This is a genomic window from Pseudomonas sp. VE 267-6A (assembly GCF_024126555.1).
GTDB classification, from domain to species: Bacteria; Pseudomonadota; Gammaproteobacteria; order Pseudomonadales; family Pseudomonadaceae; genus Aquipseudomonas; species Aquipseudomonas palmensis.
This window is the reverse complement of sequence record NZ_JAMYBY010000007.1, coordinates 77,081-100,933: the sequence shown is the minus strand read 5'-3', so window position 1 is coordinate 100,933 and position 23,853 is coordinate 77,081. Positions and strand designations below refer to the sequence as shown.

Sequence of the window (23,853 nt, the reverse complement as noted above, 5' to 3'; positions counted from 1 at the left end):
TTGCAAGGCAGTGGCCTGTGGATAACGTGTGGGTAGATTGTGCGTGATTATGGGCAAAGCCTTGTAGGCCGCGTCCCACCGCCATTCCACCGCTCGTCACTCTTTTTTTGCCCGGGCAAAGCGTCGCAGGGGCATTTTTGAGGGCGCGAACGCTATCACAAAAAACGCACTTGTCCAGCGACTTTGGCGCGGCTTTTTCCGGCGCCCGGCAGTGGTAGTATCGCGGGCCAATGTTGCCCTTTATTGAAGGGCTTCACTCCAACAATAAAAAGCCCAGCCGAGGTGATCCGTGCAGCAGCCCAACAGTCAGGTGTTGATCGTCGAGGATGACGAGCGTCTAGCCGAGCTGACCCGTGACTACCTGCAAGCCAATGGCTTCGACGTGGCGGTGGAGGGCGATGGAGCGAAGGCGGCGGCGCGCATCGTGGCCGAGCAGCCAGACCTGGTGATCCTCGACCTGATGCTGCCCGGCGAGGACGGCCTGAGCATCTGCCGCAAGGTGCGCACGCAGTACAACGGGGTCATCCTGATGCTCACCGCGCGCAGCGAGGACCTGGACCAGGTGCAGGGCCTGGACCTGGGCGCCGACGATTACGTGTGCAAGCCGGTGCGCCCGCGCCTGTTGCTGGCGCGGATCAACGCCTTGCTGCGCCGCACCGAGGTGCCGGCCACCACGGGCGAGCGCCAGAGCCTGCAGTTCGGCCCGCTGCGGGTGGACAACACCCTGCGCGAAGCCTGGCTTGGCGACAACGGCATCGAGCTGACCGCTGCCGAGTTCGACCTGCTGTGGCTGCTGGTGAGCAACGCGGGGCGCATCCTGTCCCGCGAAGAGATCTTTACCTCCCTGCGCGGGGTGGGCTATGACGGCCAGGACCGCTCCATCGATGTGCGCATCTCGCGCATCCGCCCCAAGATAGGCGACGACCCCGACCACCCGCGCATGATCAAGACGGTGCGCAGCAAAGGCTACCTGTTCGTGGGCGAGGCTGCCCAGGCGCTGGGCCTGGTTGAATGAACTCGATATTCCTGCGCATCTACGGCGGCATGCTGGCCGCCCTGGTGCTGGTGGCGTTGCTGGGCGCGCTCAGCCTGCACCTGCTCAACGAGGTGCGTGCCGAGCAGTACCGCGAGCGCCTGGCCCACGGCACCTTTACCCTGATGGCCGACAACCTGGCCCCCATGAGCGATGTGGAGCGTACCCGGGCGCTGGCGATATGGGGGCGCCTGCTGGGCATTCCGCTGGCCCTCGCCTCGATCGATCAGGCCGCCCTCGACGGCAGCCAGCGCACCCGCCTGCAACGCGGGCATGTGCTGGTGCAGCGCACCGGCCCCCATGCGGCGCGGGTGCTGCGCCAGGTGCGCGGGCAGAACCTGTTGCTGACCGGCGAGGTGCAGCAGATCAGCGAGCAACTGGCCCGCGCCACCATCTACCTGCTGGCCGACGAACTGGTGCGTTACCCGGTGGGCGAGCAGCCGCAGCGCCTGGCCGAACTCAAGCAGAGCAAGGGGTTTGGCTTCGACCTGCGCCTGCTCAGCCTCGACCAGACCGACATGGACGGCGACCAGCGCCGTCGCGTCGACGAAGGCGACACCGTGATGGCGCTGGGCAAGGACGGCAACTCGATCCGCGTGTTCGCCGGCATGGTGGCCACGCCCTGGGTGCTGGAGATCGGGCCGCTGTATCAGATGAACCCGTATCCACCGCAGATGCTGCTGGTGATCGCGGCGCTGGGGCTGTGCCTGATCGGCCTGATCGTGTACCTGCTGGTACGCCAGCTGGAGCGGCGTCTGTCGGGCCTGGAGGCGGCAGCCACGCAGATTGCCCAGGGTAGCCTGGACGTGCGGGTGGCAGCGGACGACGCCGACTCGGTGGGGCGCCTGGCCGCGGCGTTCAACCATATGGCCGGGCACCTGCAGCAATCGCTGAACATGCAGCGCGAACTGGTGCGGGCGGTGTCCCATGAGCTGCGCACCCCGGTGGCGCGCCTGCGCTTTGGCCTGGAGATGGTCGAGAACGCCAGCAGCGAGCACGCCCGCGAGAAATACCTGCTGGGCATGGACAACGACATTCAGGACCTCGACCGACTGGTCGACGAGATGCTCACCTACGCACGTCTTGAGCAAGGGGCGCCGGCCCTGAACTTCCAGCGTATCGACCTGGACGCCTTGCTCGACCAGGTGATTGCCGAACTGGCGCCGCTGCGCCGCGAGGTGCGGGTGCTGCGCGGGCCGTGCCAGGGCGGCGAGCAGGGGGCGTGGGTCGAGGCCGAGCCGCGCTACCTGCACCGCGCCCTGCAGAACCTGGTGAGCAATGCGATGCGCCACGCCGAGTCGCAGGTCAGCCTGAGCTATCAACTGGGCGCCCAGCGCTGTCGCATCGACGTCGAGGACGATGGGCCGGGGGTGCCGCAAAGCGCCTGGTCGCGCATCTTCACGCCCTTTACCCGCCTGGACGACAGCCGTACCCGCGCCTCTGGCGGGCACGGGCTGGGCTTGTCGATCGTGCGGCGGATCATCTACTGGCATGCCGGGCGCGCCCTGATCGGCAAGAGCGAGCGCCTGGGTGGTGCCTGCTTCAGCCTGAGCTGGCCACGCGCGCATGACGCGGAGCAGGCGCAGGAGGACGGCCTTGAGGCTCGCTGAGCTGTTGCGCCCCGACGCCTTCGATGCCCTGCTGCTGGGGCTGTACGGCCCCGAGCTGATGCCGGCGCAACGGCCGGTGCTGGTGTCGCAATGGTCCAAGTACTATTTCGCCGTGCTGTGGCGTGCGGCCCTGGTCGGGCGCGCCCCGTTGCAGATTCAGGCGCTGGCGGTGACGCTGGATGGGCGCGGCCTGCCAACCGACCTGTCGACGTCCGCGGCGGTGGGCGGTGTGGTGGCGGTACTGGAACGGCACCTGCCAGCCATCGTCGATCAACTGGCCGTGCTGGGCAGCGTGCCGGCGGCGGTGTTGTGGGGCAATGCCGGTGACTGCCTGGAGCAGATTGCAGGTGAGCGGCCCGAGGTCCAGCGGTTGCTGGATACGCCCGGCAACCCGCTGTACGGCGCGGTGCGCTACACCCCTGACGGGCGGCGGGTCAGGCGCACCTGTTGCCTGAGCTACAAGGTCGAGTGGGTAGGGCGCTGCGCGCAGTGCCCGCTGTAAGCCTGCGGCTCACACGCTGACCAGGCTCAGCAGCTGATCGCCCTGCAGGCTGAACTGCCCCTGGATTTCCCGGCCGTGGCACCACAGCGGCGACAGGTCGGTGAGCAGGCGCAGGCGGGCGTGGCCATCGGCGGACCACTCCAGCAGTTCGGCGTGCTCGAAATAGAAGCGCTTGCGCACTATGGGGTACAGCGCCTTGAACAGGCTTTCCTTGAGGGAGAAGGTCAGCGTGGTGGTCAGGCTCAGCTGGCTGCGGTCCATGCGCTGCAGCTCATCGGCAGTGAGGATTTCGCCCATCAGGCGTTCGGCGCGTTCGGCCTCCAGCAGGTTTTCCTGGTCCAGGCCCAGGCCCTGGCAGTCGCTGCTGCGGGCCACCACGGCGGCCGCCCAGCCCTTGCCGTGGGTGATCGAGCCACTGATGCCGGCCGGCCATAGGGGGGCGCGGTCGTCGCCGGTGGCGGGCAGGTAGTCGCGCCCGTCCAGGCGCTGCAGGGCGGCGCGGGCGCACACGCGGCCGGCCAGATACTCGGCCTGGCGCTTGGCCACCGAGCGTTGCAGGCTGGGGGTGGGTTCGATGGCGGCGCGCCGGAAGTCATCGGCGGCGAGGTTGGCCGGGTCGAAGGCGCAGCTGACCAGCACCGCACCGGGGACCGGGTGGGGCAGGGGCCAGTGGTGCTGGAGCGGGGCGCAGCAGTGCGGGAGTCGATTCATGGGCGCTATTGTGCCGTGGCCCACGAGCCTTCGCCAGCAACGCTGGCACCTACAGGTTCACGCGGCCTGCCGCAGGAGCCAGCGTTGCCGCCAAGCGGGCTTCAGTCAAACACCTTCTTCAAGAACACCTGCAGGTCTGCCCACGAGCTTTCATCGGCGGCCTTGTCATAGCCGATATCCGGCCCGCCGTGCTCGCCGTGGCTCAGGCGGTCGGCATCCGGGTTGGTGAAGCCATGCTTGGCCCCCGGGATGCTCACGAACTTCAGGTCGGCGCCGGCTGCCTCCATCTCCTTCCTGAACGCAGCCACCTGCTCGGGCGTGACCATGCTGTCGCTGGCGCCATGCTCCACCAGCAACGGCGCCTTCACACTGCCGCTGGTTGCCGGCGTGGCCGTCACCAGCGCTCCGTGAAAGCTCGCCACCCCCGCCAGCGGCTCACTGCGCCGCGCAGCGTCCAGCACCACCTTGCCGCCGAAGCAGTAGCCGATGGCGGCGATCTTGTCGGGGTTGGTCTGCGGTTGGATCTTCAGCAACTCGACCCCGGCATCGAAGCGTGTTGCCGCCGTCTTCGGGTCTTTCAGGGCCGCCGCCATGAACGCCTGCGCATCGGCCGGGTGCTCGGTGTTCTTGCCGTCGCCATACATGTCGATGGCCAGCGCGCTGTAGCCCAGCCCGGCCAGGTCGCGGGCACGGCGCTTGGCATAGTCGTTCAGCCCCCACCATTCGTGCACCACCACCACCCCGGGACGTTCGCCCTTCACGGCGTCGTCATAGGCGTAGTAGCCCACCAGGCGCTTGCCGTCGGCGTCCTGGTAGTCGATCTGGCGGGTTTGCACCGAGGCCTGGGCCAGGCCAGTGGCGCCGATCAGGGCAAGTGCGAGCAGGTAACGCATGGTCAGTCTCCTTTTTTCCGTTGATGCCCGCTCGTTCAGCCGGGGTTCAGCCAGCATTCAGCGGCGGTTCAGGGCGCCCTGCTTACTCTAGCTCCCACACAAACACCGCGCATCACTCTGGAGTACACACTCATGAAAAGCCTCAATACCGTACTGATCGCCATCACCATGCTGGGTGCCAGCTCCCTGGTACAGGCTGCCGACACCACCTTCGCCGGCCTCACCTACGGCCAGACCAGCGACAAGATCAAGAAGTCCGGCTTGCTCAGCAGCAACACCGACCACCTCAACACCGACGGCATCATCAGCAAGGACGGCACCTGGGGTGCGCGCATTGGTCAGCAGAACGACCAGGGCCGCTACTACCTCACCTACGACAACGTCTCCAACAACCACAGCGGCCTGAAAATGCGCCAGGAAAACCTGCTGGGCAGCTACGACGTGTTCTATCCGCTGGGTAGCAGCACCAAGGCATTCGGCGGTGCGAGCCTGGGCGTGACCAAGCTCAGCCAGGAATCCTCCGGCTACAGCCGCGACACCGACACCGGCTACGCCTACGGCCTGCAGGCTGGCGTACTGCAACAGGTCAGCAGCAATGCTTCGGTCGAGTTGGGCTACCGCTACCTGCGCAGCAACGCCACCACCGAACTGTCCGAGCACGACGGCGACAAGCTCGGTGCCCTGCGCCTGAAAAGCAGCGCGCAAACCTACCTGTCGGCCAACTACCTGTTCTGAACCCCCGCGCAATACCCGAACCGGCCTTCACTCTGGCCGGTTCGCTGTTATTCTGCCGTTATGTAGCGAGATGCCCGGCCAAGCAGGCCGGGCCTGGTTATGGAGGAGCGTATGAAACTGCTGGTGGTCGAGGATGAAGCCCTGTTGCGGCATCACCTGTTCAGCCGTCTGAGCGAAAGCGGGCATGTGGTCGAAGCGGTGGCCAATGCCGAGGAGGCGCTGTACCAGGCCGAACAGTTCAATCACGACCTGGCCATCGTCGACCTGGGCCTGCCGGGCATGAGCGGGCTGGACCTGATCCGCCAACTGCGCAGCCAGGGCAAGACATTTCCTATCCTGATTCTCACCGCCCGTGGCAACTGGCAGGACAAGGTCGAAGGCCTGGCCGCCGGTGCCGACGACTACGTGGTCAAGCCGTTCCAGTTCGAAGAGCTGGAGGCGCGACTGAATGCGCTGCTGCGCCGCTCCAGCGGCTTCACCCAGTCGACCATCATCGCCGGCCCCCTGCGCCTGGACCTCAACCGCAAGCAGGCGCTGCTCGACGACCAGCCCCTGGCATTGACCGCCTACGAATACCGCATCCTCGAATACCTGATGCGCCATCACCAGCAGGTGGTGGCCAAGGACCGTCTGATGGAGCAGCTGTACCCCGACGACGGCGAGCGTGACCCCAACGTGATAGAAGTGCTGATCGGCCGCCTGCGCCGCAAGCTCGAGGGCGACAACGGCTTCAAGCCCATCGACACGGTACGTGGCCTGGGCTACCTGTTCACCGAGCGCTGCCTGTGATTCGTTCGCTGCGCCTGCGTCTGATGCTGGCCGCAGCGGTGCTGGCGCTGCTGTTCATGCTGGCCCTGTTGCCGGCCCTGCAGAAGGCCTTCAGCCTGGCCCTGCAGGAGTCCATCGAGCAGCGCCTGGCCTCGGACGTGACCACGCTGATCTCGGCGGCGCGCATAGACGGCGGCAAGCTGCAGATGCCAGATCTGCTGCCGGACGAGAAATTCAACCTGCCCGACAGCCGCCTGCTCGGCTACATCTACGACCGCCAGGGCAACCTGGTGTGGCGTTCGCGTGCCACCAACGACGAGAACATCAACTACACACCCCGCTACGACGGACGCGGCAACGAGTTCGCGCGCATCCGCCAGGACCACGGCGAGGAGTTCTTCGTCTATGACGTGGAGGTCAAGCTGCTGGGCGGCAAGAGCGCGGCCTTCAGCATCGTTGCCCTGCAACCGGTGCGCGAGTACCAGCAAACCCTCAACGGCCTGCAAGAGAAGCTCTACCTGGGCTTTGGCGCGGCGCTGCTGGCCCTGATGCTGCTGCTCTGGGCCGGGCTGACCTGGGGCCTGCGCTCGCTGCGGCGCATGAGCGTGGAGCTGGACGACGTGGAGTCCGGCGCCCGCGAGGGCCTCAGTGCCGAACACCCGCGCGAGCTGTTGCGCCTGACCGGCTCGCTCAACCGCCTGCTGCGCAGCGAGCGCGAGCAGCGCGGGCGCTACCGCGACTCGCTGGATGACCTGGCGCATAGCCTCAAGACCCCGCTGGCGGTGCTGCAAGGGGTCAGCGAAAGCATGGCCCAGCGCGAAGGCGAGCGCGAGCAGGCGCGGGTGCTGCAGAGCCAGATCGAGCGCATGAGCCAGCAGATCGACTACCAGTTGCAGCGCGCCAGCCTGCGCAAGAGCGGCCTGGTGCGCCACCAGGTGGCCTTGCACCCGCTGCTCGACAGCCTGTGCAGCACCCTGGCCAAGGTCTACCGCGACAAGCAGGTGCACATCACCTATGCAGTGCCCGACCAGGCACTGGTACCCATGGAGCAGGGCGCATTGCTCGAACTGCTCGGCAACCTGCTGGAAAACGCCTACCGTCTGTGCCTGGGGCAGATCCGCATCAGCCTGCGGGTCAGCGACACGGCGCTGGAGCTGTGTGTCGAGGACGACGGCCCGGGCGTACCGGTGCACCAGCGCGAACGTATCCTGCAGCGGGGCGAGCGCCTCGATCGCCAGTACCCGGGGCAGGGCATCGGCCTGGCGGTGGTCAAGGACATCATCGAGAGCTACGACGCCACCCTCACTCTCGACGATTCGCCCCTGGGCGGCGCAGCCTTCCGTATCCGCTTTCCGCTCGACTGAGCGCCTGTCACATTCCGCCCAGTGGGCGGATTACCGCCATCATCGGGTCTATTCTTTGAGTGCCGGGCGGAAATCCGCCAACTGGCGCGTCCTGCCTTGCTGCCTTGCGGTGCACGAAATGCCCTGAAACAGGGTGTTTGCACCGCCTTGGCACATCCTGGCATCAGCCTTGCTATTGACTCCGCAGAGCATTGCCACGCAGCTCGACACAACAAATCCCTCCAATGCAGGAGGGTTCGCGCTTTAGGTGCCGATCGCCTCCTGGGAAGGATGGGCCGGCACATTGAGGAAAATAGCCATGACGACGCGTCAGCCGCTGTACAAATCGCTGTATATCCAGGTGATCATCGCCATCACCATCGGTATCTTGCTGGGTCACTTCTATCCCGACACCGGTGTGGCGCTCAAGCCGCTGGGTGACGGTTTCGTCAAACTGATCAAGATGGTCATCGCCCCCATCATCTTCTGCACCGTGGTCAGCGGCATCGCCGGCATGCAAAGCATGAAATCGGTCGGCAAGACCGGCGGCTACGCGCTGCTCTACTTCGAAATCGTCTCGACCATCGCGCTGATCATCGGCCTGGTCGTGGTCAACGTGGTAAAGCCGGGTGCCGGCATGCACATCGACGTGACCACCCTCAACGCCAGCAGCGTGGCTGCCTATGCCGCCGCCGGTGCGCAGCAGACCACCGTCGGCTTCCTGCTCAACATCATCCCCAACACCGTGGTCGGTGCCTTCGCCAACGGCGACATCCTGCAGGTGCTGATGTTCTCGGTGATCTTCGGTTTCGCCCTGCACCGCCTGGGTGCCTACGGCAAGCCGCTGCTGGACCTGATCGACCGCTTCGCCCACGTCATGTTCAACATCATCAACATGATCATGAAGCTGGCCCCGATCGGTGCCTTCGGTGCCATGGCCTTCACCATCGGCCAGTACGGCGTGGGTTCGCTGGTGCAGCTGGGCTACCTGATGGCCTGCTTCTACATCACCTGCCTGCTGTTCATCCTGGTGATTCTGGGCGGCATCGCCCGTGCCCACGGTTTCAGCGTACTCAAGCTGATCCGCTACATCCGTGAAGAGCTGATGATCGTGCTCGGCACCTCGTCGTCCGAGTCGGCCCTGCCACGCATGCTGGCCAAGATGGAGCGTCTGGGCGCGAAGAAATCGGTGGTTGGCCTGGTGATCCCGACCGGCTACTCGTTCAACCTGGACGGCACCTCGATCTACCTGACCATGGCTGCGGTGTTCATCGCCCAGGCCACCGACACCACCATGGACATCACCCACCAGATCACCCTGCTGCTGGTGCTGCTGGTGGCCTCCAAGGGTGCTGCAGGCGTTACCGGCAGCGGCTTCATCGTGCTGGCCGCGACCCTGTCGGCGGTCGGCCACCTGCCGGTTGCCGGCCTGGCGCTGATCCTGGGTATCGACCGCTTCATGTCCGAAGCCCGCGCCCTGACCAACCTGATCGGCAACGCGGTGGCAACCGTGGTGGTGGCCAAGTGGGTCAACGAACTGGACGAAGACAAGCTGCAAGCTGAGCTGGCTTCGGGTGGTTCGCCGCTGGTCGACACCCGTCCTACCGACGACCTGGGTGTCGCCGAAGGTGCGGTACGCCAGGGCTGAGGTTAGCCAAACGCAAAAAGCCCATCTTCGGATGGGCTTTTTTTTGTGCCTGTGCAGGCGTCTTCGCCGCAAGGCTGGCTCCTGCAGGGCGCTGGCTTGCCGGCGAAGCGTCTACTCCACCCGCGTCTCGCCGGTGAACACCAGCGTCTGCCGACACCGCCGGCACAGATACCGCCGCCCCTGACGCACCAGCCCGTGGCGCTGCGCCGAGAACGGAAAGTCACTGCCCGCACATGGGCACTTGTAGATGTAGCGGGTCACGCTGCGGCGCTTGACTGCATAGTTGTGGCAGCGGTTGGGTGGCAGCTCGTACACCCCGCGCATGATCAGCTGCCACTCCTCGCCATGGGGCTGGATGCGGTCGCCGAACAGTTGATGCGCCACCAGGTGCGCGACTTCGTGGGGTACGGTCTGGCGCAGGAAGTCTTCACTGTTCTCGCGGTACAGCTGCAGGTTGAAGCGCAGCAGGTTTTCGTGCAGGTGCGCGACACCGGCCTTCTGCCCGCGCAGCTTGAAGCTCACCTCGGGACGCAGGAAGGGGCGCTTGAAAAAACTTTCGGCTTGCTGGTAACAGCTTTCGACGCGGGAATTGAGCAGCTCTGGCATATCGGTTGGACACTCCTGGCCGGCAATTATGCCGCAACCCGGGCGGCGCTGCCGAGACCGCTGGTCCGCACAGCATCAAGCCGCCTTGCGGCGGCCTGATGGGTACAGCCCCTAGGTTGGCGTATTGTCTAGCTGGTATAGACGGGCCCCACGCCCAGTCCCCAGACGATCACGGTGAAGGCCATGATGGCAACCAGCACCACCAGCCCCACCGCCAGCACCGAACTCGAGAACAGAAAGCCCTCGTCGGACGGGATGTTCATGAAGGTCGGCAGGCCCACGTACAGCAGGTACACCGTGTAGCAGATGGCTGCCGTGCCGACGATCATTCCCAGCCACAGGTGCGGGTACAGCGCCGCCAGGCCGCCGATGAACAGCGGGGTGGCGGTGTAGGTGGCGAACGCGATGCATTGGGCCATGCTCGGGGTGGCGTCGTAGGTGCGCGCCATCCAGTGGATGAAGGCGCCCATCACCGCGACGCCGCCCAGCATGGCCAGGTAGGACATCACGGTCATCCAGATCGCACTGTCGACGGTGAGCATGACCGGTGCGCGGTTGCCGATCACCCAGCCCACCTGGGTGGTGCCGATGAACGCGGAAACGGCGGGTATCGCCGCCAGTATCAAGGTGTGGGTCAGGTACATGTGGCTGATGGTTTCGTCTTCGCCACGGATTTCTTTCCATTCCTGGTCAGGATGGGTGAACAGCCCCAGAACGTGATGGATCATGCCAGTCACTCCCTCGTTGTTGCCATCGCCCCCCAGCGGAGCGCTTGCGCGGCCCAGTGGCTGGGCCTGACGGGATCAGGTCACGCTTGCTGTGGCCTTATGACGCAGTATAGGAAGGGGTTCGCTGCACAAATCCGCTTTTTTAGAGCAAATTGCGCTGTAAGCGCGGCGCTTCATTTCCTTGCAGTCTTTATCGGATGGGCTACGCGAGCGTCAGGTTTGTGCGTAAAATGTGCCGCTTTTGTCACACCTTGCGGATTCAATCGCCATGGGCACCCTTTCGGTCAACCAGAACAAACTGCAAAAACGCCTGCGTCGCCTTGCCGGCGAAGCCGTCGCCGACTTCAACATGATCGAAGAGGGCGACAAGGTCATGGTCTGCCTGTCGGGCGGCAAAGACAGCTACACCATGCTCGATGTTCTGCTGCACCTGCAGAAAGTGGCGCCGATCAAGTTCGACATCGTCGCGGTCAACATGGACCAGAAGCAGCCAGGCTTCCCCGAGCACATCCTGCCGGCCTACCTCGCGACCCTGGGCATCGAGTACCACATCGTCGAGAAGGACACCTATTCGGTGGTCAAGGAACTGATCCCGGAAGGCAAGACCACCTGCTCGCTGTGCTCGCGCCTGCGTCGCGGCACGCTGTACACCTTCGCCGACGAGATCGGTGCGACCAAGATGGCCCTGGGGCATCACCGCGACGATATCGTCGAGACCTTCTTTCTCAACATGTTCTTCAACGGCACGCTCAAGGCCATGCCGCCCAAGCTGCGCGCCGACGACGGTCGCAACGTGGTGATCCGTCCGCTGGCCTACTGCGCCGAGAAGGACATCCAGGCCTACTCGGACATGAAGCAATTCCCGATCATCCCGTGCAACCTGTGCGGCTCGCAGGAAAACCTGCAGCGCCAGGTGGTCAAGGACATGCTGGTGGAGTGGGAGCGCAAGACCCCGGGACGCACCGAGAGCATCTTCCGCGGCCTGCAGAACGTGGTGCCGTCGCAGCTGGCGGACCGCAACCTGTTCGACTTCACCAACCTGCGCATCGATGAAACCGCCACCCCACGGTTCGTCGATGTTCTGAACCTCTGACCGGCATGCGCGATTATCAGTGGCTGCATGAATTCTGCCTGAACCGCTTCGGTTCGGCGGCGGCGCTCGAGGCGCACCTGCCCGAGCCGTTGAGCCCGGCGCAGCTGCGCCAGATCAGCGACGACCGCTACCTCTCGACCATGGCCCTGCGGGTGTTTCGCGCCGGGCTCAAGCACAGCCTGGTGGACGCCAAGTGGCCGGCGTTCGAGCAGGTGTTCTTTGGCTTCGACCCAGAGAAGGTGGTGCTGATGGGCGCCGAGCACCTGGAGCGGCTGATGCAGGACACCCGCATCATCCGCTACCTGGGCAAGCTCAAGAGCGTGCCGCGCAATGCGCAGTTCATGCTCGACGTGGCCAGGGAGAAGGGCAGTTTCGGTGCGTTGATCGCCGACTGGCCGGTGACCGACATCGTCGGCCTGTGGAAGTACCTGGCCAAGCAGGGCAACCAGATGGGCGGGCTGTCGGCGCCGCGTTTTCTGCGCATGGTCGGCAAGGACACCTTCGTGCCGAGCAATGACGTGGTGGCGGCGCTGGTGGCGCAGGATGTGATCGACCGGCAGCCGACCAGCCAGCGCGACCTGGCCACCGTGCAGCAGGCGTTCAACCAGTGGCATGCCCAGAGCGGGCGGCCGATGTGCCAGTTGTCGATGATGCTGGCGTATACCGTCAACCATTGAGATCGACGGTGTCGCAATCGCCTGTAGGAGCTGGCCTTGCCAGCGAAGGCCGCAACGCGATTCAGTCTGATGCTACAGGGCTGCGTTGCAGCCCTTCGCCGGCAATGCCGGCTCCTACATTGCCACCCGCCGCTCATACTGAAAGCGCCAGCGCACAAACAGCAGCGCACTCACGAACAGCACCAGGCTGATCCCCACTTCCAGCCACCCCAGCAGCGCCCGCGCCGGGTCGAACGCGGCCAGCACGCCCTTGATGAAGTACAGGTTCACCACGAAGCACGTCCACGCATGGGCCCGTGCACTGCCCATCAGCATGCCCGGCAGCACCAGCAGCAACGGCACCAGCTCGATGGCCAGGATTACCCCCACGCGCGCGCCGTGCAGGTTGGCGAACCACAGGTTGTTCACCGTCAGCAACGCCATCAGGCTGAAAAACGCCACCAGGCTCAGCACCCGGGTAGCGCGCACACGTGGCTCCAGCCACTCCAGCGGCGGCAGCACCTTGGGCTTCTTAGCCACGGCCGTTCTCCAGCAGTTTGGCAGTGCTCGCCAGGCGCTGGCCCAGGGCACGGCACAGGGCGATCTCGTCGGCGTCCAGGTCGCGCTTGCCATCGGCCCCGGCATGGTGGCTGGCGCCATACGGCGTGCCGCCGCCCCGGGTGTCGAGCAACGCCGATTCGCTGTAGGGCAGCCCCATGATCAGCATGCCGTGGTGCATCAGCGGCAGCAGCATCGACAGCAGGGTCGACTCCTGGCCGCCATGCAGGCTGGCCGTGGAGGTGAACGCCGCCGCTGGCTTGCCCACCAGCCCGCCACTCAGCCACAGGCTGCTGGTGCCGTCGATGAAATACTTGAGCGGCGCGGCCATGTTGCCGAAGCGCGTCGGGCTGCCCAGGGCCAGGCCCGAGCAATGGCGCAGGTCGTCGAGGGTGGCATACAGCGCGCCGTTCTCGGGGATGTCGGGGGCCACCGCTTCACACTCGGTGGAAATCGCCGGCACCGTGCGCAGGCGCGCCTCCAGCCCACCCAGTTCGACGCCACGGGCAATCTGCCGGGCCATTTCGCTGGTGGAGCCGTGGCGGCTGTAGAACAGGATCAGGATATAGGGCGCGCTCACGGCAGAATCTCCAGCACCTTCTCGGGCGGCCGGCCAATCACGGCCTTGTTGCCCGCCACCAGGATCGGGCGTTCGATCAGCTTGGGGTGCCGGGCCATGGCGTCGATCAACTGGTCGTCGCTCAGGGCCGGGTCGGCCAGGCCCAGGGTCTTGTATTCGTCTTCGCCACTGCGCAGCAGCTGGCGTGCGCCGATGCCCAGCTTGCCGAGCAGGGCCTTGAGGGTGGCGGCGTCGGGTGGGGTTTCCAGGTAGCGCACCACCTCCGGGGTCAGGCCACGGGCTTCGAGCAATTCCAGCGCGCCACGGGACTTGGAGCAGCGCGGGTTGTGATACAGGGTCAGTTCGGTCATGTTCGGGGTCGCATCCGGCAGGGGGTGGCGGCTATTCTAACCGCAGCGAATTGGCATTTTGCCTGAATCTTGAAGAAGGATTGACCCATGACAAGGCGATTGGCAGCAGCCCTGGCCATCACCGCGAGCCTGTTGCTCGGCGGATGCGGTGTGGACTACGGCCTCGACCAGAACGGCAATGCGGTGAAAGCCGAGCAGATCGAAGGGCGCTGGGTGGTGCTCAACTACTGGGCCGAATGGTGCGGGCCGTGCCGCACCGAGATCCCCGAACTGAACGCAGCCGCCAAGGACTGGCAGGCGCAGGGGATCACCGTACTGGGGGTGAATTTCGACGGCTTGCGCGGCGATGAGCTGAAAAAGGCCAGCCAGGCGCTGGGCATCGACTTCACCGTGCTGGCCGACGACCCGGCCGAGCGCTACGACCTGCCGCGCAGCGAGGCACTGCCGGTGACCTACATCATCGACGACAAGGGCAAGGTGCGTGAGCAGTTGATGGGCGAGCAGACAGCCGAGGGGCTGGCCGAGAAGATCAAGGTGCTAAAGGGCGCCTGATCGGCGGTGCGCCCATCGCGGGTCAAGCCCGCTCCCACAGCGTTGTGGGGGCGGGCCTGGCCCGCGATGCAGGCGATGCGGGCTGTCAGCCTTCCTCAGGCCAGAAGCGCAGCGGCTTGCCCTGTTCGGGCCAGAAGCGCACCTGCTCGATCGGCGAGATGTCCCAGCGCTGCACGGTCTCCAGCGCCTTCAGAAAGCGCTTTTCCTGCTCCATCAGCGCCGGCGCGCACTGCTTGCGCGTGCTGCCCACCGGGCCAAAGCTGAGTTTCTCGCCGTCCAGCGTGTACGGCGCAAACCAGTGGTTGCAGCCGGCATTGCCATACGCCCGGCCATCCTCGGCCAGCGTCAGGGTCAGGTGGCTGTAGTCGATCAGCGGACGTTCGCCAATCCACTCCAGCACGTAGCTCTGTTCCTGTTGCAGCTTCATCGGCTCGGCTGCGCAACCGGCCAGGGTCGCGACCACCGCTGCACAGACCATCACGGGTTTCACTTTGCAGCCTCCTGGCATTTCGGGCACAGGTGCTTGTCGCCCTGTGTGCACCAACCCAATTCGGCGATGCGCGCCACGGCCGCCGGCTTCTGCGCCTTGGTGCCCAGTTTGGCATCCACGGCGAATTCGAAGTCCAGGGTGGCCTGGCAGCCATCGCAGTTGACCTGCCATGCATGAATCGCCAGCTCGCCGAACACCGGGCCCGCCGCTACCGCCACCCACTGGCCGGTGGGGTTGATCAGGTGGCGCACGGTCTCGACCGTCAGGCGCATCGACAGGGTCTTGCTGCCCTTGAGGGTCACCAGCAGTACGTCGCCTTTCTGGATCGAGCCACCGTTGCCGGTGACCTGATAGCGACCGGGTACCAGCGAGCGGCATTCGATCAGGGTGTGTTGCGGATTGAACAGGGTGTAGCGGAAATCGTGTTCGACCATGGGTCCTCCAAATATGGCGCGTATCCTAGCATCATCCCTCGACCAGATTCTGCGGATTGCCTGCCGCCCAGCGGGCAATGTTCTCCAGCGTGGTGGCGGCGATCGCCGCCAGTGCCTCGCGGGTCAGGAAGGCCTGGTGCGCGGTCACGATCACGTTGGGGAAGGTCAGCAGCCGCGCCAGCACGTCGTCCTGCAACGGCAGGTCGGAGCGGTCCTCGAAAAAGATCTGCGCCTCTTCCTCGTACACGTCCAGCCCCAGGTAGCCGAGCTGGCCGCTCTTGAGCGCGTCGATCAGCGCCGGTGTGTCGACCAGCGCGCCGCGCCCGGTATTGATCAGCATGGCGCCCGGCTGCAGGCTGGCCAGGCTCTGCGGGTTGATCAGGTGCCGGGTCTGCGGCGTGAGCGGGCAGTGCAGGCTGATGATGCGCGATTCGCGCAGCAGCTCCGGCAGGTCCAGGTAACGTGCACCCAGCGCCTCCACCTCGGGGTTGGGGTAGGGGTCGTACGCCAGCAGCTGGCAGCCGAAGCCTGCCATGATCCGCGCAAACGCCAGGCCGATCTGGCCGGTGCCGACCACGCCGACGGTCTTGCCGTGCAGGTCGAAACCGGTCAGCCCGTGCAGGCTGAAATCGCCCTCGCGAGTGCGGTTGTAGGCACGGTGCAGGCGGCGATTGAGGGCAAGAATCAGGGCCACGGCGTGTTCGGCCACCGCATGCGGCGAGTAGGCCGGCACCCGCACCACCGTCAGCCCAAGGCGCTTGGCGGCGGCCAGGTCGACATGGTTGTAGCCGGCCGAGCGCAGCGCGATCAGGCGCGTGCCGCCGGCCTTGAGGCGGCTCAGCACCGGCGCCGAGAGGTCGTCGTTGATGAACGCGCACACCACCTCGTAGCCTTCGGCCAGTGCCGCGGTGTCTTCGGTCAGGCGCGCGCCTTGAAAGTGCAGCGCCAGTTGCGTGGCCCCTGGCGCGCTGCTGAAGCTGTCCTGGTCATAGTGTTGGCTGCTGAAGAGCAAGGCTTGCATGGCATGGTTCCCAAGGGTCGGATGCCGTCAGTGTAACCAACCGGCAAGGCCCGGGCCTTGCCAGAGATCAGGCGCTCTGGCGGGCCACGGTCGTCAGGCGGTTGATGGCCTGGTCCAGTTCGTCGAGGGCACGCTGGGCCTCGGGGTCGTCCTGCTTGAGCAGGGTTTCGCTGCGCTGGCAGGCGGCGCGCAGCTGCGGTACGCCGCAATAGCGCGTGGCGCCATTGAGGCGGTGCACGCGCTCGATGGTGGCGTGGCGGTCGTCGGCCTCGCGGGCGCAGCGGATCGCGTCGCGGTCGGCATCCAGCGAAGCCAGCAGCATGGCCAGCATGTCGGCGGCCAGGTCCGGCTTGCCTGCCGCCAGGCGCAGGCCTTCCTCAGGGTCCAGCACCTTCAGGTCGTTGCCGTCGACCGGCAGTTCGGCGCCGCGCTCGTTGGTCGGGCTGCCCAGTTGCAGGCCGGTCCACTTCAGCACCACCTGGGCCAGCTGGCGCTCACTGATCGGCTTGGTCAGGTAGTCGTCCATGCCGCTGTGCAGCAGGGCGCGCTTCTCGTTGGCCATGGCATGCGCGGTCAAGGCCACGATCGGCAAGGCCGGGGCGCTGCGCGTGGCCTCCCACTGGCGGATCTGTTCGGTGCATTCGCGCCCGTCCATCACCGGCATCTGTACGTCCATCAGCACCAGGTCGAAGTGCTCGTCCTGCACTGCGCTGATCGCCGCATGGCCGCTGTCCACCGCCAGCACATCGGCGCCGAGGTCTTCGAGCAGGGTCTGCACCAGCAGCAGGTTGGCCGGGTTGTCGTCCACGCACAGCACGCGGGGTTGGCGCTGGCCGCTGGGCACCTTGTATTCGCCGCTGGTACGCCTGGGCTGCACCAGCTCGAGCAGGGCCCGGCGCACCTTGCGCGTACACGCAGGCTTGGCGTGCAACTGGCCGTGGGCATTGGGCAGGTGCGGGTGGTACAGCGCCTGTTCGGTTGTGGGGCACAGCACCAGGGCCTGACAGGCAAAGTGCTCCAGGCGCTGGATGTACTGGCCCAGGCGCTCGGGCGCCAGCGATTGCAGGTTGACCCCCATGATCGCCAGCTCGAACGGCTGGCCGGCAAGGAAGGCGGCCTCGATGCCCTTGAGCAGCTGCTCGCTGGTGGTGAAGGTGGTCACGTCCAGGCCGCAGTCCTGCATCTGGTGCGCCAATGCCTGGCGGGCCAGTTCGTGGTCGTCCACGATTGCCATGCGCCGGCCTTGCAGCGCCTGGGGTGGCAGGTCCTCGGCGTCGTCGCGGGCCTTGGGCAGGTTGAGGCTGATCCAGAACTGCGACCCCTCGCCCGGGGTACTGTCGACGCCGATCTCGCCGCCCATCTGTTCGATCAGGCGCTTGGAGATCACCAGCCCCAGGCCGGTGCCGCCGGGCTGGCGCGACAGCGAGTTGTCGGCCTGACTGAAGGCCTGGAACAGGGCACGCACATCCTGGCTGGACAGGCCGATGCCGGTGTCCTGCACGCAGATGCGCAATTGCACGCTGTCTTCGGTTTCGTCATCGAGCATGGCGCGGGCAACGATGGTGCCTTCGCGGGTGAACTTGATCGCGTTGCTCACCAGGTTGGTGAGGATCTGCTTGAGCCGCAGCGGGTCGCCCACCAGCGACAGCGGGGTGTCGCGGTACACCAGGCTGACCAGTTCGAGCTGCTTGGCGTGGGCCGCCGGGGCGAGGATGGTCAGGGTGTCCTGGATCAGGTCGCGCAGGTTGAACGGGATGCTGTCGAGCACCAGCTTGCCTGCCTCGATCTTGGAGAAGTCGAGGATCTCGTTGATGATTCCCAGCAGGCTGTCGGCGGATTTTTCGATGGTACCCAGGTAGTCGAGCTGGCGCGGGGTCAGTTCGCTTTTCTGCAGCAGGTGGGTAAAGCCCAGGATGCCGTTGAGCGGCGTGCGGATCTCGTGGCTCATGTTGGCCAGGAATTCGGACTTGATGCGGCTGGCTTCCAGGGCTTCCTTGCGCGCCATGTCCAGCTCGATGTTCTGGATCTCGATGGTCTCAAGGTTCTGGCGCACGTCCTCGGTGGCCTGGTCGATGCTGTGCTGCAGCTCTTCATGGGCGTTGTGCAGGGTTTCGGCCATGCGGTTGATGCCATTGGCCAGTTCATCCAGCTCATGGCTGCCCAGGCTCGGCAGGCGCTGTTCGAGGTTGCCGTCCTTGAGCTGGTTGACCGCGAACTTGATCTGCCCGATGGGGCCGTTGATGGTGCGGCTCATGCGCAGCGCCAGCAGGGCGGTCGCGCCCAGGCCCACCAGAATCAGCAGCAGGCTGGCGAACAGGCTGCGGTAGCCGCGCAGCAGCGTGCCATCGTGGGACAGCTCGATCTCGACCCAGCCCAGCAGGCGGTCGGCTTCACCGGGAACCCGTTCGCCGGCCAGCTCGCGATGGCGGCCGAACACCGGCAACAGGTAGCGCGTGGCATCGTTGCCGCTGCGTTGCAGCAACTGGGTGCCGCCACCGCTGGGCTGCTGGTTGAGCATGCTCGGGCCGGCGTGGGCCAGGTGGCTGCGGTCGGGGTGCAGAAACGACACGGCGCGCACGTCGGCCTGCTCCAGCGCCTCGGCGGCGATGCGCTCGAGCTGCGCCGAATCGTTGCGGGCCAGCACCGGGGCCACCAGGGGCGCCAGTTGCTCGGCGATCATGCGACCGCGTTGCAGCAGCTGGGCCTGCAGTTCGCTTTGCTGCAACCAGGTGAAGTAACCACCCAGCACCAGCGCCATCATGCTGGCCGGGAGCAGGGCGAGCAGCAGTACGCGGCTTCTGATTCCCAATCGATTCAGCACGCCCACTCTCCTGTGCTCGGTTAGCGCTGTAGGACCTTCGTCGGCATGTTCCGACGACCCAACTCTGAAAATTACCGCGACTGTGTATCTAATGCACTCATTTGTATCTGTTTTTGTCGATTGTAGGAGGCGCAGGTGCTTTTGTCGGCGCGTGTTGCTTGCATGGGGGGAATGCTCAATAATCGAGCGATTGAGAATTGCTAGCACCCGCCAATGAATCCCGTCGCCATTAACGCCTCAAACATACTTGCCATCGAGGACGATCCGGTCCTGGGTGCCCACCTGCACGAGCAGCTCGAGCGCAGCGGGTTTCTGGTGACCTGGTGCCGCGATGGCCGCGAAGGGCTGCAGATGGCTCGCCAGCGCAGCTTCGATGTGGTGCTGATGGATATCCTGCTGCCCGGCCTGAACGGGCTGGATGCCCTGGCGCGGCTGCGCGAGAAGAGCTCGATACCGGTGATCCTGATGTCGGCGCTGGGCGCCGAAGGCGATCGCATCACCGGCTTCCAGCGCGGCGCCGACGACTACCTGCCCAAACCGTTCAGCATGGTCGAGCTGCGCGTGCGGATCGAGGCGATCCTGCGGCGGGTGGCGCTGGAGCGCCGGCACCAGCCGGGGGAGGGCACGCCCGCAGGCGAACTGGTGTTCGATGAACTGGCCTGCGATGTGCTCCACGGGCAGCAGCGGGCCGGCCTGACCTTAAGCGAGTACCGCCTGCTCGACACCCTGCACCGCAGCCATGAAGAGGTGTTGAGCAAGGCATTCCTTTATCAGCACGTATTGCAGCGCGGCTATGCCCGGCATGACCGCAGCCTGGACATGCACGTGAGCCAGATCCGCCGCAAGCTCAAGGCCATCGGTTACCTGGAGCGCCAGGTGCGCACGGTGTGGGGCAAGGGCTATGTGCTCAGCGCCAGCGAGGACCTGTAGGTGCTCAGCCGTCATTCCCTGTTCTGGAAGCTGGCCTTGCTGCTGGTGGTGTTCTGCCTGCTGATGATTGCCCTGAGCTGGCAGTGGGGCCGGCACATGGAGATCCGCAACGCCTACCTGTCGCCCAAGGCGCGCGCCACCCTGGAAGACTACGCCCGCGAGGCCGAAAACGCCGTGCGCCGCGGCGGGCAGGCCGGCGTGGATGCGTGGCTGACGCAGATGCACGAGCGCGAGCGCGGTTTCGTGGGCGTGATCGGCAGCGATCTGCAATCGCTGGGCAGCGTGCCGCTGACCGACGCCCAGAGCCAGCGCCTGACGTTTCTGCGCGGCACCGACTGGCCGGTAAGCCGGCATTCGGCGCGCTCGCCGTGGATGCTCGTGCCGTTCCCGGACGACTCCAGCCTGGGCAGCCTGGTGATCGAACTGCCGCAGCGGCTGATGCCGGGGCGCCTGAACATGCTGTTCTGGCGAATGGTCACCAACGGCCTGATCCCCGGCTTGCTGACCCTGGTGTTCTGCGTGGGCCTGTATCGCATGCTGATTCGCCCGCTGAGCCAGTTGCGCGAGCAGGCCAATGCCTGGCGCGCCGACCGGCTCACCGCGCGGGTGGCCAGCGACACCACCAGCCGCAAGGACGAGTTCGGCGAGCTGGGGCGCGCCTTCGACGACATGGCCGAGCGCCTGCAGGGCACGGTGGCCCTGCAGCAGCAGTTGCTGCGCGACCTGTCCCATGAAATGCGCACGCCGCTGAGCCGCCTGCGGGTGGCCAGCGAGGGCGAGACCGACCTGGAGGCGCTGCGCGAACGCCTGGGCCGGGAAGTGGACAACATGCAGCGCCTGGTGGAAGACGCCCTGCAGCTGGCCTGGCTGGACGCCGAGCGCACGCAGTTGGTCAGCGAACCGATCCAGGTGCAGGCGTTGTGGGAGATGCTGGCGGAGGATGCCTGCTTCGAAAGTGGCTGGCCGCGGGAGCAACTGGTGTGCACGCTGGGGGCCGACTGCTGGGTGCAGGGCAACCTCAACAGCCTGGCCCAGGCGTTGGAGAACATTCTGCGCAATGCCATTCGCCACTCGCCGCCGGGCGGGGTGATACGCCTGGCGGGAAGCCGCCAGGGGGGCCAGTGGCTGCTGTGGCTGGAGGACGAAGGCGGAGGCGTGGACGAGGCCCAGCTGGAACACATCTTTGCGCCGTTCACCCGCCTGGACGACTCGCGGCCGGGGAACGGCGGCTTCGGCCTGGGCCTGAGCATTGCGCGCAATGCCCTGCAGCGTCAGAGCGGGCAGCTGTGGGCGCAGAACAATGCCAAGGGCTTGCGGGTGAACATGCAGCTGCCAGCGGTGATCTAGCACCGCTGCGGCTGTAGGCGCCGGCCTTGCCGGCCAATGCACCACCACCGTTTCAAGTTGCTGCGCGCGGGCTGCTTATATCCCTCGGCTATAACCCTCAACCATTGCGTGATATGGGCCAAAGCCGTTTGCCGGTATGATAGGCGCCCCCGCAGTCTGGATTGCGAAATACGCCATGACCTTGCAGTACCCTACCATCGCCGATTGCGTCGGCAACACGCCCCTGGTTCGCCTGCAGCGCATGGCCGGCGAGACCAGCAATACCCTCCTGCTCAAGCTCGAAGGCAACAATCCGGCAGGCTCGGTCAAGGACCGGCCGGCGTTGTCGATGATCACCCGTGCCGAACTGCGCGGGCAGATCAAGCCAGGCGCCACGCTGATCGAGGCAACCTCCGGCAACACCGGTATCGCCCTGGCGATGGCAGCGGCGATCAAGGGCTACAAGATGATCCTGATCATGCCCGACAACTCCAGCGCCGAACGCAAGGCCGCCATGACCGCCTACGGCGCCGAGCTGATCCTGGTCAGCAAGGAAGAAGGCATGGAGGGCGCCCGCGACCTCGCCGAGCGCCTGCAGGCCGAAGGCCGTGGCCAGGTGCTCGATCAGTTCGGCAACGGTGACAACCCCGAAGCCCACTACGTCAGCACCGGCCCGGAAATCTGGCAGCAGACCGGCGGCAGCATCACCCATTTCGTCAGCTCCATGGGCACCACGGGCACCATCATGGGCTGCTCGCGCTACCTCAAGGAGCAGAACCCCAACGTGCAGATCGTCGGCCTGCAACCGATGGAAGGCTCGGCGATCCCCGGGATCCGCCGCTGGCCCCACGAGTACCTGCCGAAGATCTTCGACGCCAGCCGCGTCGACCGTGTGGTCGACATGGCCCAGAGCGAAGCCGAAGAAACCACCCGCCGGCTGGCCCGCGAAGAGGGCATTTTCTGTGGCGTGTCCTCCGGTGGTGCGGTGGCGGCCATGCTGCGCCTGTCGCGCGAGCTGGAAAACGCGGTAATGGTGGCGATCATCTGTGACCGTGGCGACCGTTACCTGTCGACCGGCATCTTCGACGCGGCCAACTGATGTCCAAGGCCAAACGCAATGGCGGTCTGCGCTTCCAGCCGACCGGTGGTACCCGTGCGCCCCAGGTGCCAACGGGCAAGAAGCAGCGCCTGAGCATCGAGCGCCTGGCCGGTGACGGCCGCGGCATCGCCTTCTTCGAAGGGCGCACCTGGTTCGTCAGCGGCGCCCTGGCCGGTGAAGAGGTCGAGGCACGGGTGCTCAATGCCCACGGCAAGGTGGTCGAGGCACGCCTGGAGCGTGTGTTCAGCGCCAGCGAGGCGCGGCGCCCGGCGCCGTGCAAGCACTTCGATCGCTGTGGCGGCTGCAACCTGCAGCACCTGCCCCATGCCGCTCAGCTCGAACTCAAGCAGCGCCTGCTGGCCGAGCAGTTGCAGCGGGTGGCCGGCGTGGTGCCCGAGCAGTGGGCCGCGCCGTTGTCCGGCCCCGAATTCGGTTACCGCCGGCGCGCCCGCGTGGCGGTGCGCTGGGACGCCAAGGCCCGGAAGCTCGACGTGGGCTTTCGCGCCGAAGCCAGCCAGGACATCGTCGCCATCGACGACTGCCCGGTGCTGGTACAACCCTTGCAGTCGATACTGCGTCACCTGCCGCTGCTGTTGCAGAGCCTGAGCAAGCCACAGGTGGTGGGGCACGTGGAGCTGTTCAGCGGTACCGCCCTGGCACTGCTGCTGCGCCATACCGCGCCACTGGTCGAGGCCGACCTGGCACGTTTGCAGGCGTTCTGCAGCGAGGCGGGTGTACAACTCTGGTTACAAGGTGAGGGGCAACCGGCCCCGGCCAATCCAGCGGACACGCTAGGGTTTACCCTGGAACCGTGGAACCTGGAATTGGCCTACAGGCCAGGTGACTTCGTGCAGGTCAATGCCCAGGTCAACACCGCGATGATCGAGCAGGCCCTGGCATGGCTTGCGCCACAGGCCGACGAGCGTGTGCTGGACCTGTTCTGCGGCCTTGGCAACTTTGCCCTGCCGCTGGCCCGGCAGGCCCGCGAAGTGGTGGCGGTGGAAGGGGTGCAGGCCATGGTCGACCGGGCCGCGGCCAATGCCCAACGCAACAAACTGCATAACACGCAGTTTTTTCAGGCCGATTTATCCCAGCCTCTGGCGACTTCAGGCTGGGCGGCAGGAGGCTTTTGTGCGGTACTCTTGGACCCACCGCGCGACGGTGCCTTCGAGGTGGTGCGCAACATCGCCGCACTTGGCGCCCGACGTCTGGTCTACGTGTCGTGCAACCCGGCGACGCTGGCCCGCGACACCGTCGAGCTGGTCAAGCAGGGGTACCGGTTAAAATGTGCCGGGATCCTCGACATGTTTCCGCAGACTGCGCATGTCGAGGCCATGGCGTTATTCGAGGTGGGTTAGCGACGCTG

The 23,853-nt window shown here is 65.8% G+C and carries 25 protein-coding genes; 14 read left to right on the top strand and 11 right to left on the bottom strand.

Annotation, left to right across the window (positions count from 1 at the left end; all coding sequences use genetic code 11):
- Nucleotides 1-289: 289 nt before the first annotated feature.
- From NJH59_RS09895 to fhuF, 3 genes are read left to right on the top strand one after another with little or no spacing between them, the layout of a single operon-like run.
- Nucleotides 290-1,015, top strand: coding sequence for a response regulator transcription factor (locus NJH59_RS09895; RefSeq protein WP_054914711.1), 726 nt, complete (start codon nucleotides 290-292; stop codon nucleotides 1,013-1,015).
- Nucleotides 1,012-2,643: an ATP-binding protein gene (locus NJH59_RS09890; protein WP_054914710.1), complete on the top strand. Its 1,632-nt coding sequence runs from the start codon at nucleotides 1,012-1,014 to the stop codon at nucleotides 2,641-2,643. The genes NJH59_RS09895 and NJH59_RS09890 overlap by 4 nt, the downstream gene beginning before the upstream one ends.
- A complete protein-coding gene (gene fhuF, locus NJH59_RS09885) occupies nucleotides 2,630-3,145 on the top strand; it encodes a siderophore-iron reductase FhuF (RefSeq protein WP_253086726.1) in 516 nt (171 codons plus the stop codon). Before NJH59_RS09890 ends, fhuF begins: the two co-directional genes overlap by 14 nt.
- 9 nt (nucleotides 3,146-3,154) lie before the next feature.
- Here the strand turns inward: fhuF and NJH59_RS09880 are convergent, their stop codons facing one another.
- Together NJH59_RS09880 and NJH59_RS09875 are read right to left on the bottom strand one after the other, a co-directional pair.
- Entirely contained in the window at nucleotides 3,155-3,856 is a 702-nt protein-coding gene (locus NJH59_RS09880; RefSeq protein WP_078479803.1) for a 4'-phosphopantetheinyl transferase, read from the bottom strand.
- A gap of 101 nt (nucleotides 3,857-3,957) precedes the next feature.
- Entirely contained in the window at nucleotides 3,958-4,749 is a 792-nt protein-coding gene (locus NJH59_RS09875) for a dienelactone hydrolase family protein (RefSeq protein WP_253086725.1), read from the bottom strand.
- A 132-nt stretch (nucleotides 4,750-4,881) separates the two neighbouring features.
- On the opposite strand from NJH59_RS09875, the gene NJH59_RS09870 reads away from it, so the two are divergent.
- The 4 genes from NJH59_RS09870 (at nucleotide 4,882) to NJH59_RS09855 (ending at nucleotide 9,243) form a co-directional block, all read left to right on the top strand.
- Nucleotides 4,882-5,484 (top strand): membrane protein, encoded by a 603-nt coding sequence (locus tag NJH59_RS09870; protein ID WP_043862576.1) that lies wholly within the window; start codon nucleotides 4,882-4,884, stop codon nucleotides 5,482-5,484.
- 111 nt (nucleotides 5,485-5,595) lie between these two features.
- Nucleotides 5,596-6,273, top strand: coding sequence for a response regulator (locus NJH59_RS09865; RefSeq protein ID WP_043862575.1), 678 nt, complete (start codon nucleotides 5,596-5,598; stop codon nucleotides 6,271-6,273).
- On the top strand, nucleotides 6,270-7,616 hold the full coding sequence (locus NJH59_RS09860) for an ATP-binding protein (protein ID WP_043862574.1): 1,347 nt from the start codon (nucleotides 6,270-6,272) through the stop codon (nucleotides 7,614-7,616). The genes NJH59_RS09865 and NJH59_RS09860 overlap by 4 nt, the downstream gene beginning before the upstream one ends.
- A 298-nt stretch (nucleotides 7,617-7,914) precedes the next feature.
- On the top strand, nucleotides 7,915-9,243 hold the full coding sequence (locus NJH59_RS09855; protein ID WP_054914705.1) for a dicarboxylate/amino acid:cation symporter: 1,329 nt from the start codon (nucleotides 7,915-7,917) through the stop codon (nucleotides 9,241-9,243).
- Between the two features lie 111 nt (nucleotides 9,244-9,354).
- Here NJH59_RS09855 and NJH59_RS09850 read toward each other — a convergent pair whose 3' ends face one another.
- Together NJH59_RS09850 and NJH59_RS09845 are read right to left on the bottom strand one after the other, a co-directional pair.
- Entirely contained in the window at nucleotides 9,355-9,849 is a 495-nt protein-coding gene (locus NJH59_RS09850; RefSeq protein WP_043862572.1) for a SprT family zinc-dependent metalloprotease, read from the bottom strand.
- Nucleotides 9,850-9,977: 128 nt separating this feature from the next.
- Nucleotides 9,978-10,577: a Yip1 family protein gene (locus NJH59_RS09845; protein ID WP_043862571.1), complete on the bottom strand. Its 600-nt coding sequence runs from the start codon at nucleotides 10,575-10,577 to the stop codon at nucleotides 9,978-9,980.
- A 268-nt stretch (nucleotides 10,578-10,845) separates the two neighbouring features.
- Between NJH59_RS09845 and ttcA the strand changes: the two genes are divergently transcribed.
- Nucleotides 10,846-11,670, top strand: a complete 825-nt coding sequence (gene ttcA / locus NJH59_RS09840; protein ID WP_054914704.1) for a tRNA 2-thiocytidine(32) synthetase TtcA — start codon at nucleotides 10,846-10,848, stop codon at nucleotides 11,668-11,670.
- Between the two features lie 5 nt (nucleotides 11,671-11,675).
- A complete protein-coding gene (locus NJH59_RS09835) occupies nucleotides 11,676-12,347 on the top strand; it encodes a DNA-3-methyladenine glycosylase I (protein ID WP_253086724.1) in 672 nt (223 codons plus the stop codon).
- A 114-nt stretch (nucleotides 12,348-12,461) separates the two neighbouring features.
- On the opposite strand, the gene NJH59_RS09830 is transcribed toward NJH59_RS09835, so the two are convergent.
- From NJH59_RS09830 to arsC, 3 genes are read right to left on the bottom strand one after another with little or no spacing between them, the layout of a single operon-like run.
- The gene (locus NJH59_RS09830; RefSeq protein WP_058540998.1) at nucleotides 12,462-12,866 is read right to left on the bottom strand and encodes a DUF2069 domain-containing protein; all 405 of its coding nucleotides are present in this window, start codon (nucleotides 12,864-12,866) and stop codon (nucleotides 12,462-12,464) included.
- Nucleotides 12,859-13,464: an NAD(P)H:quinone oxidoreductase gene (gene wrbA, locus NJH59_RS09825; protein ID WP_043862567.1), complete on the bottom strand. Its 606-nt coding sequence runs from the start codon at nucleotides 13,462-13,464 to the stop codon at nucleotides 12,859-12,861. The genes NJH59_RS09830 and wrbA overlap by 8 nt, the downstream gene beginning before the upstream one ends.
- Nucleotides 13,461-13,814: an arsenate reductase (glutaredoxin) gene (gene arsC, locus NJH59_RS09820; protein ID WP_054914702.1), complete on the bottom strand. Its 354-nt coding sequence runs from the start codon at nucleotides 13,812-13,814 to the stop codon at nucleotides 13,461-13,463. Before arsC ends, wrbA begins: the two co-directional genes overlap by 4 nt.
- 87 nt (nucleotides 13,815-13,901) lie before the next feature.
- On the opposite strand from arsC, the gene NJH59_RS09815 reads away from it, so the two are divergent.
- Nucleotides 13,902-14,366, top strand: a complete 465-nt coding sequence (locus tag NJH59_RS09815) for a TlpA disulfide reductase family protein (protein WP_043862565.1) — start codon at nucleotides 13,902-13,904, stop codon at nucleotides 14,364-14,366.
- A gap of 85 nt (nucleotides 14,367-14,451) precedes the next feature.
- On the opposite strand, the gene NJH59_RS09810 is transcribed toward NJH59_RS09815, so the two are convergent.
- The 4 genes from NJH59_RS09810 to NJH59_RS09795 form a co-directional block, all read right to left on the bottom strand.
- Nucleotides 14,452-14,844, bottom strand: a complete 393-nt coding sequence (locus NJH59_RS09810; RefSeq protein WP_078479811.1) for an META domain-containing protein — start codon at nucleotides 14,842-14,844, stop codon at nucleotides 14,452-14,454.
- Between the two features lie 8 nt (nucleotides 14,845-14,852).
- Nucleotides 14,853-15,290 (bottom strand): hypothetical protein, encoded by a 438-nt coding sequence (locus NJH59_RS09805; RefSeq protein WP_058541001.1) that lies wholly within the window; start codon nucleotides 15,288-15,290, stop codon nucleotides 14,853-14,855.
- 31 nt (nucleotides 15,291-15,321) lie between these two features.
- Nucleotides 15,322-16,311 (bottom strand): 2-hydroxyacid dehydrogenase, encoded by a 990-nt coding sequence (locus NJH59_RS09800; protein WP_043862562.1) that lies wholly within the window; start codon nucleotides 16,309-16,311, stop codon nucleotides 15,322-15,324.
- Between the two features lie 67 nt (nucleotides 16,312-16,378).
- Complete coding sequence (locus tag NJH59_RS09795) at nucleotides 16,379-19,132, bottom strand: response regulator (protein ID WP_043862561.1); 2,754 nt, start codon at nucleotides 19,130-19,132, stop codon at nucleotides 16,379-16,381.
- Nucleotides 19,133-19,345: 213 nt separating this feature from the next.
- Here NJH59_RS09795 and NJH59_RS09790 point away from each other — a divergent pair, with 213 nt between their 5' ends.
- The 4 genes from NJH59_RS09790 to rlmD all read left to right on the top strand — a co-directional run bounded on the left by NJH59_RS09790 (nucleotide 19,346) and on the right by rlmD (nucleotide 23,845).
- The gene (locus tag NJH59_RS09790; RefSeq protein ID WP_043862560.1) at nucleotides 19,346-20,062 is read left to right on the top strand and encodes a response regulator transcription factor; all 717 of its coding nucleotides are present in this window, start codon (nucleotides 19,346-19,348) and stop codon (nucleotides 20,060-20,062) included.
- On the top strand, nucleotides 20,063-21,409 hold the full coding sequence (locus NJH59_RS09785; RefSeq protein WP_043862559.1) for a sensor histidine kinase: 1,347 nt from the start codon (nucleotides 20,063-20,065) through the stop codon (nucleotides 21,407-21,409). It abuts the gene before it with no gap.
- Between the two features lie 175 nt (nucleotides 21,410-21,584).
- On the top strand, nucleotides 21,585-22,487 hold the full coding sequence (gene cysM, locus NJH59_RS09780) for a cysteine synthase CysM (protein WP_162484876.1): 903 nt from the start codon (nucleotides 21,585-21,587) through the stop codon (nucleotides 22,485-22,487).
- Nucleotides 22,487-23,845 carry a 23S rRNA (uracil(1939)-C(5))-methyltransferase RlmD gene (gene rlmD / locus NJH59_RS09775; RefSeq protein WP_043862557.1) on the top strand — a complete coding sequence of 453 codons (1,359 nt, stop codon included), beginning with the start codon at nucleotides 22,487-22,489 and terminating at the stop codon, nucleotides 23,843-23,845. The genes cysM and rlmD overlap by 1 nt, the downstream gene beginning before the upstream one ends.
- The last annotated feature ends 8 nt before the right edge of the window (nucleotides 23,846-23,853 follow it).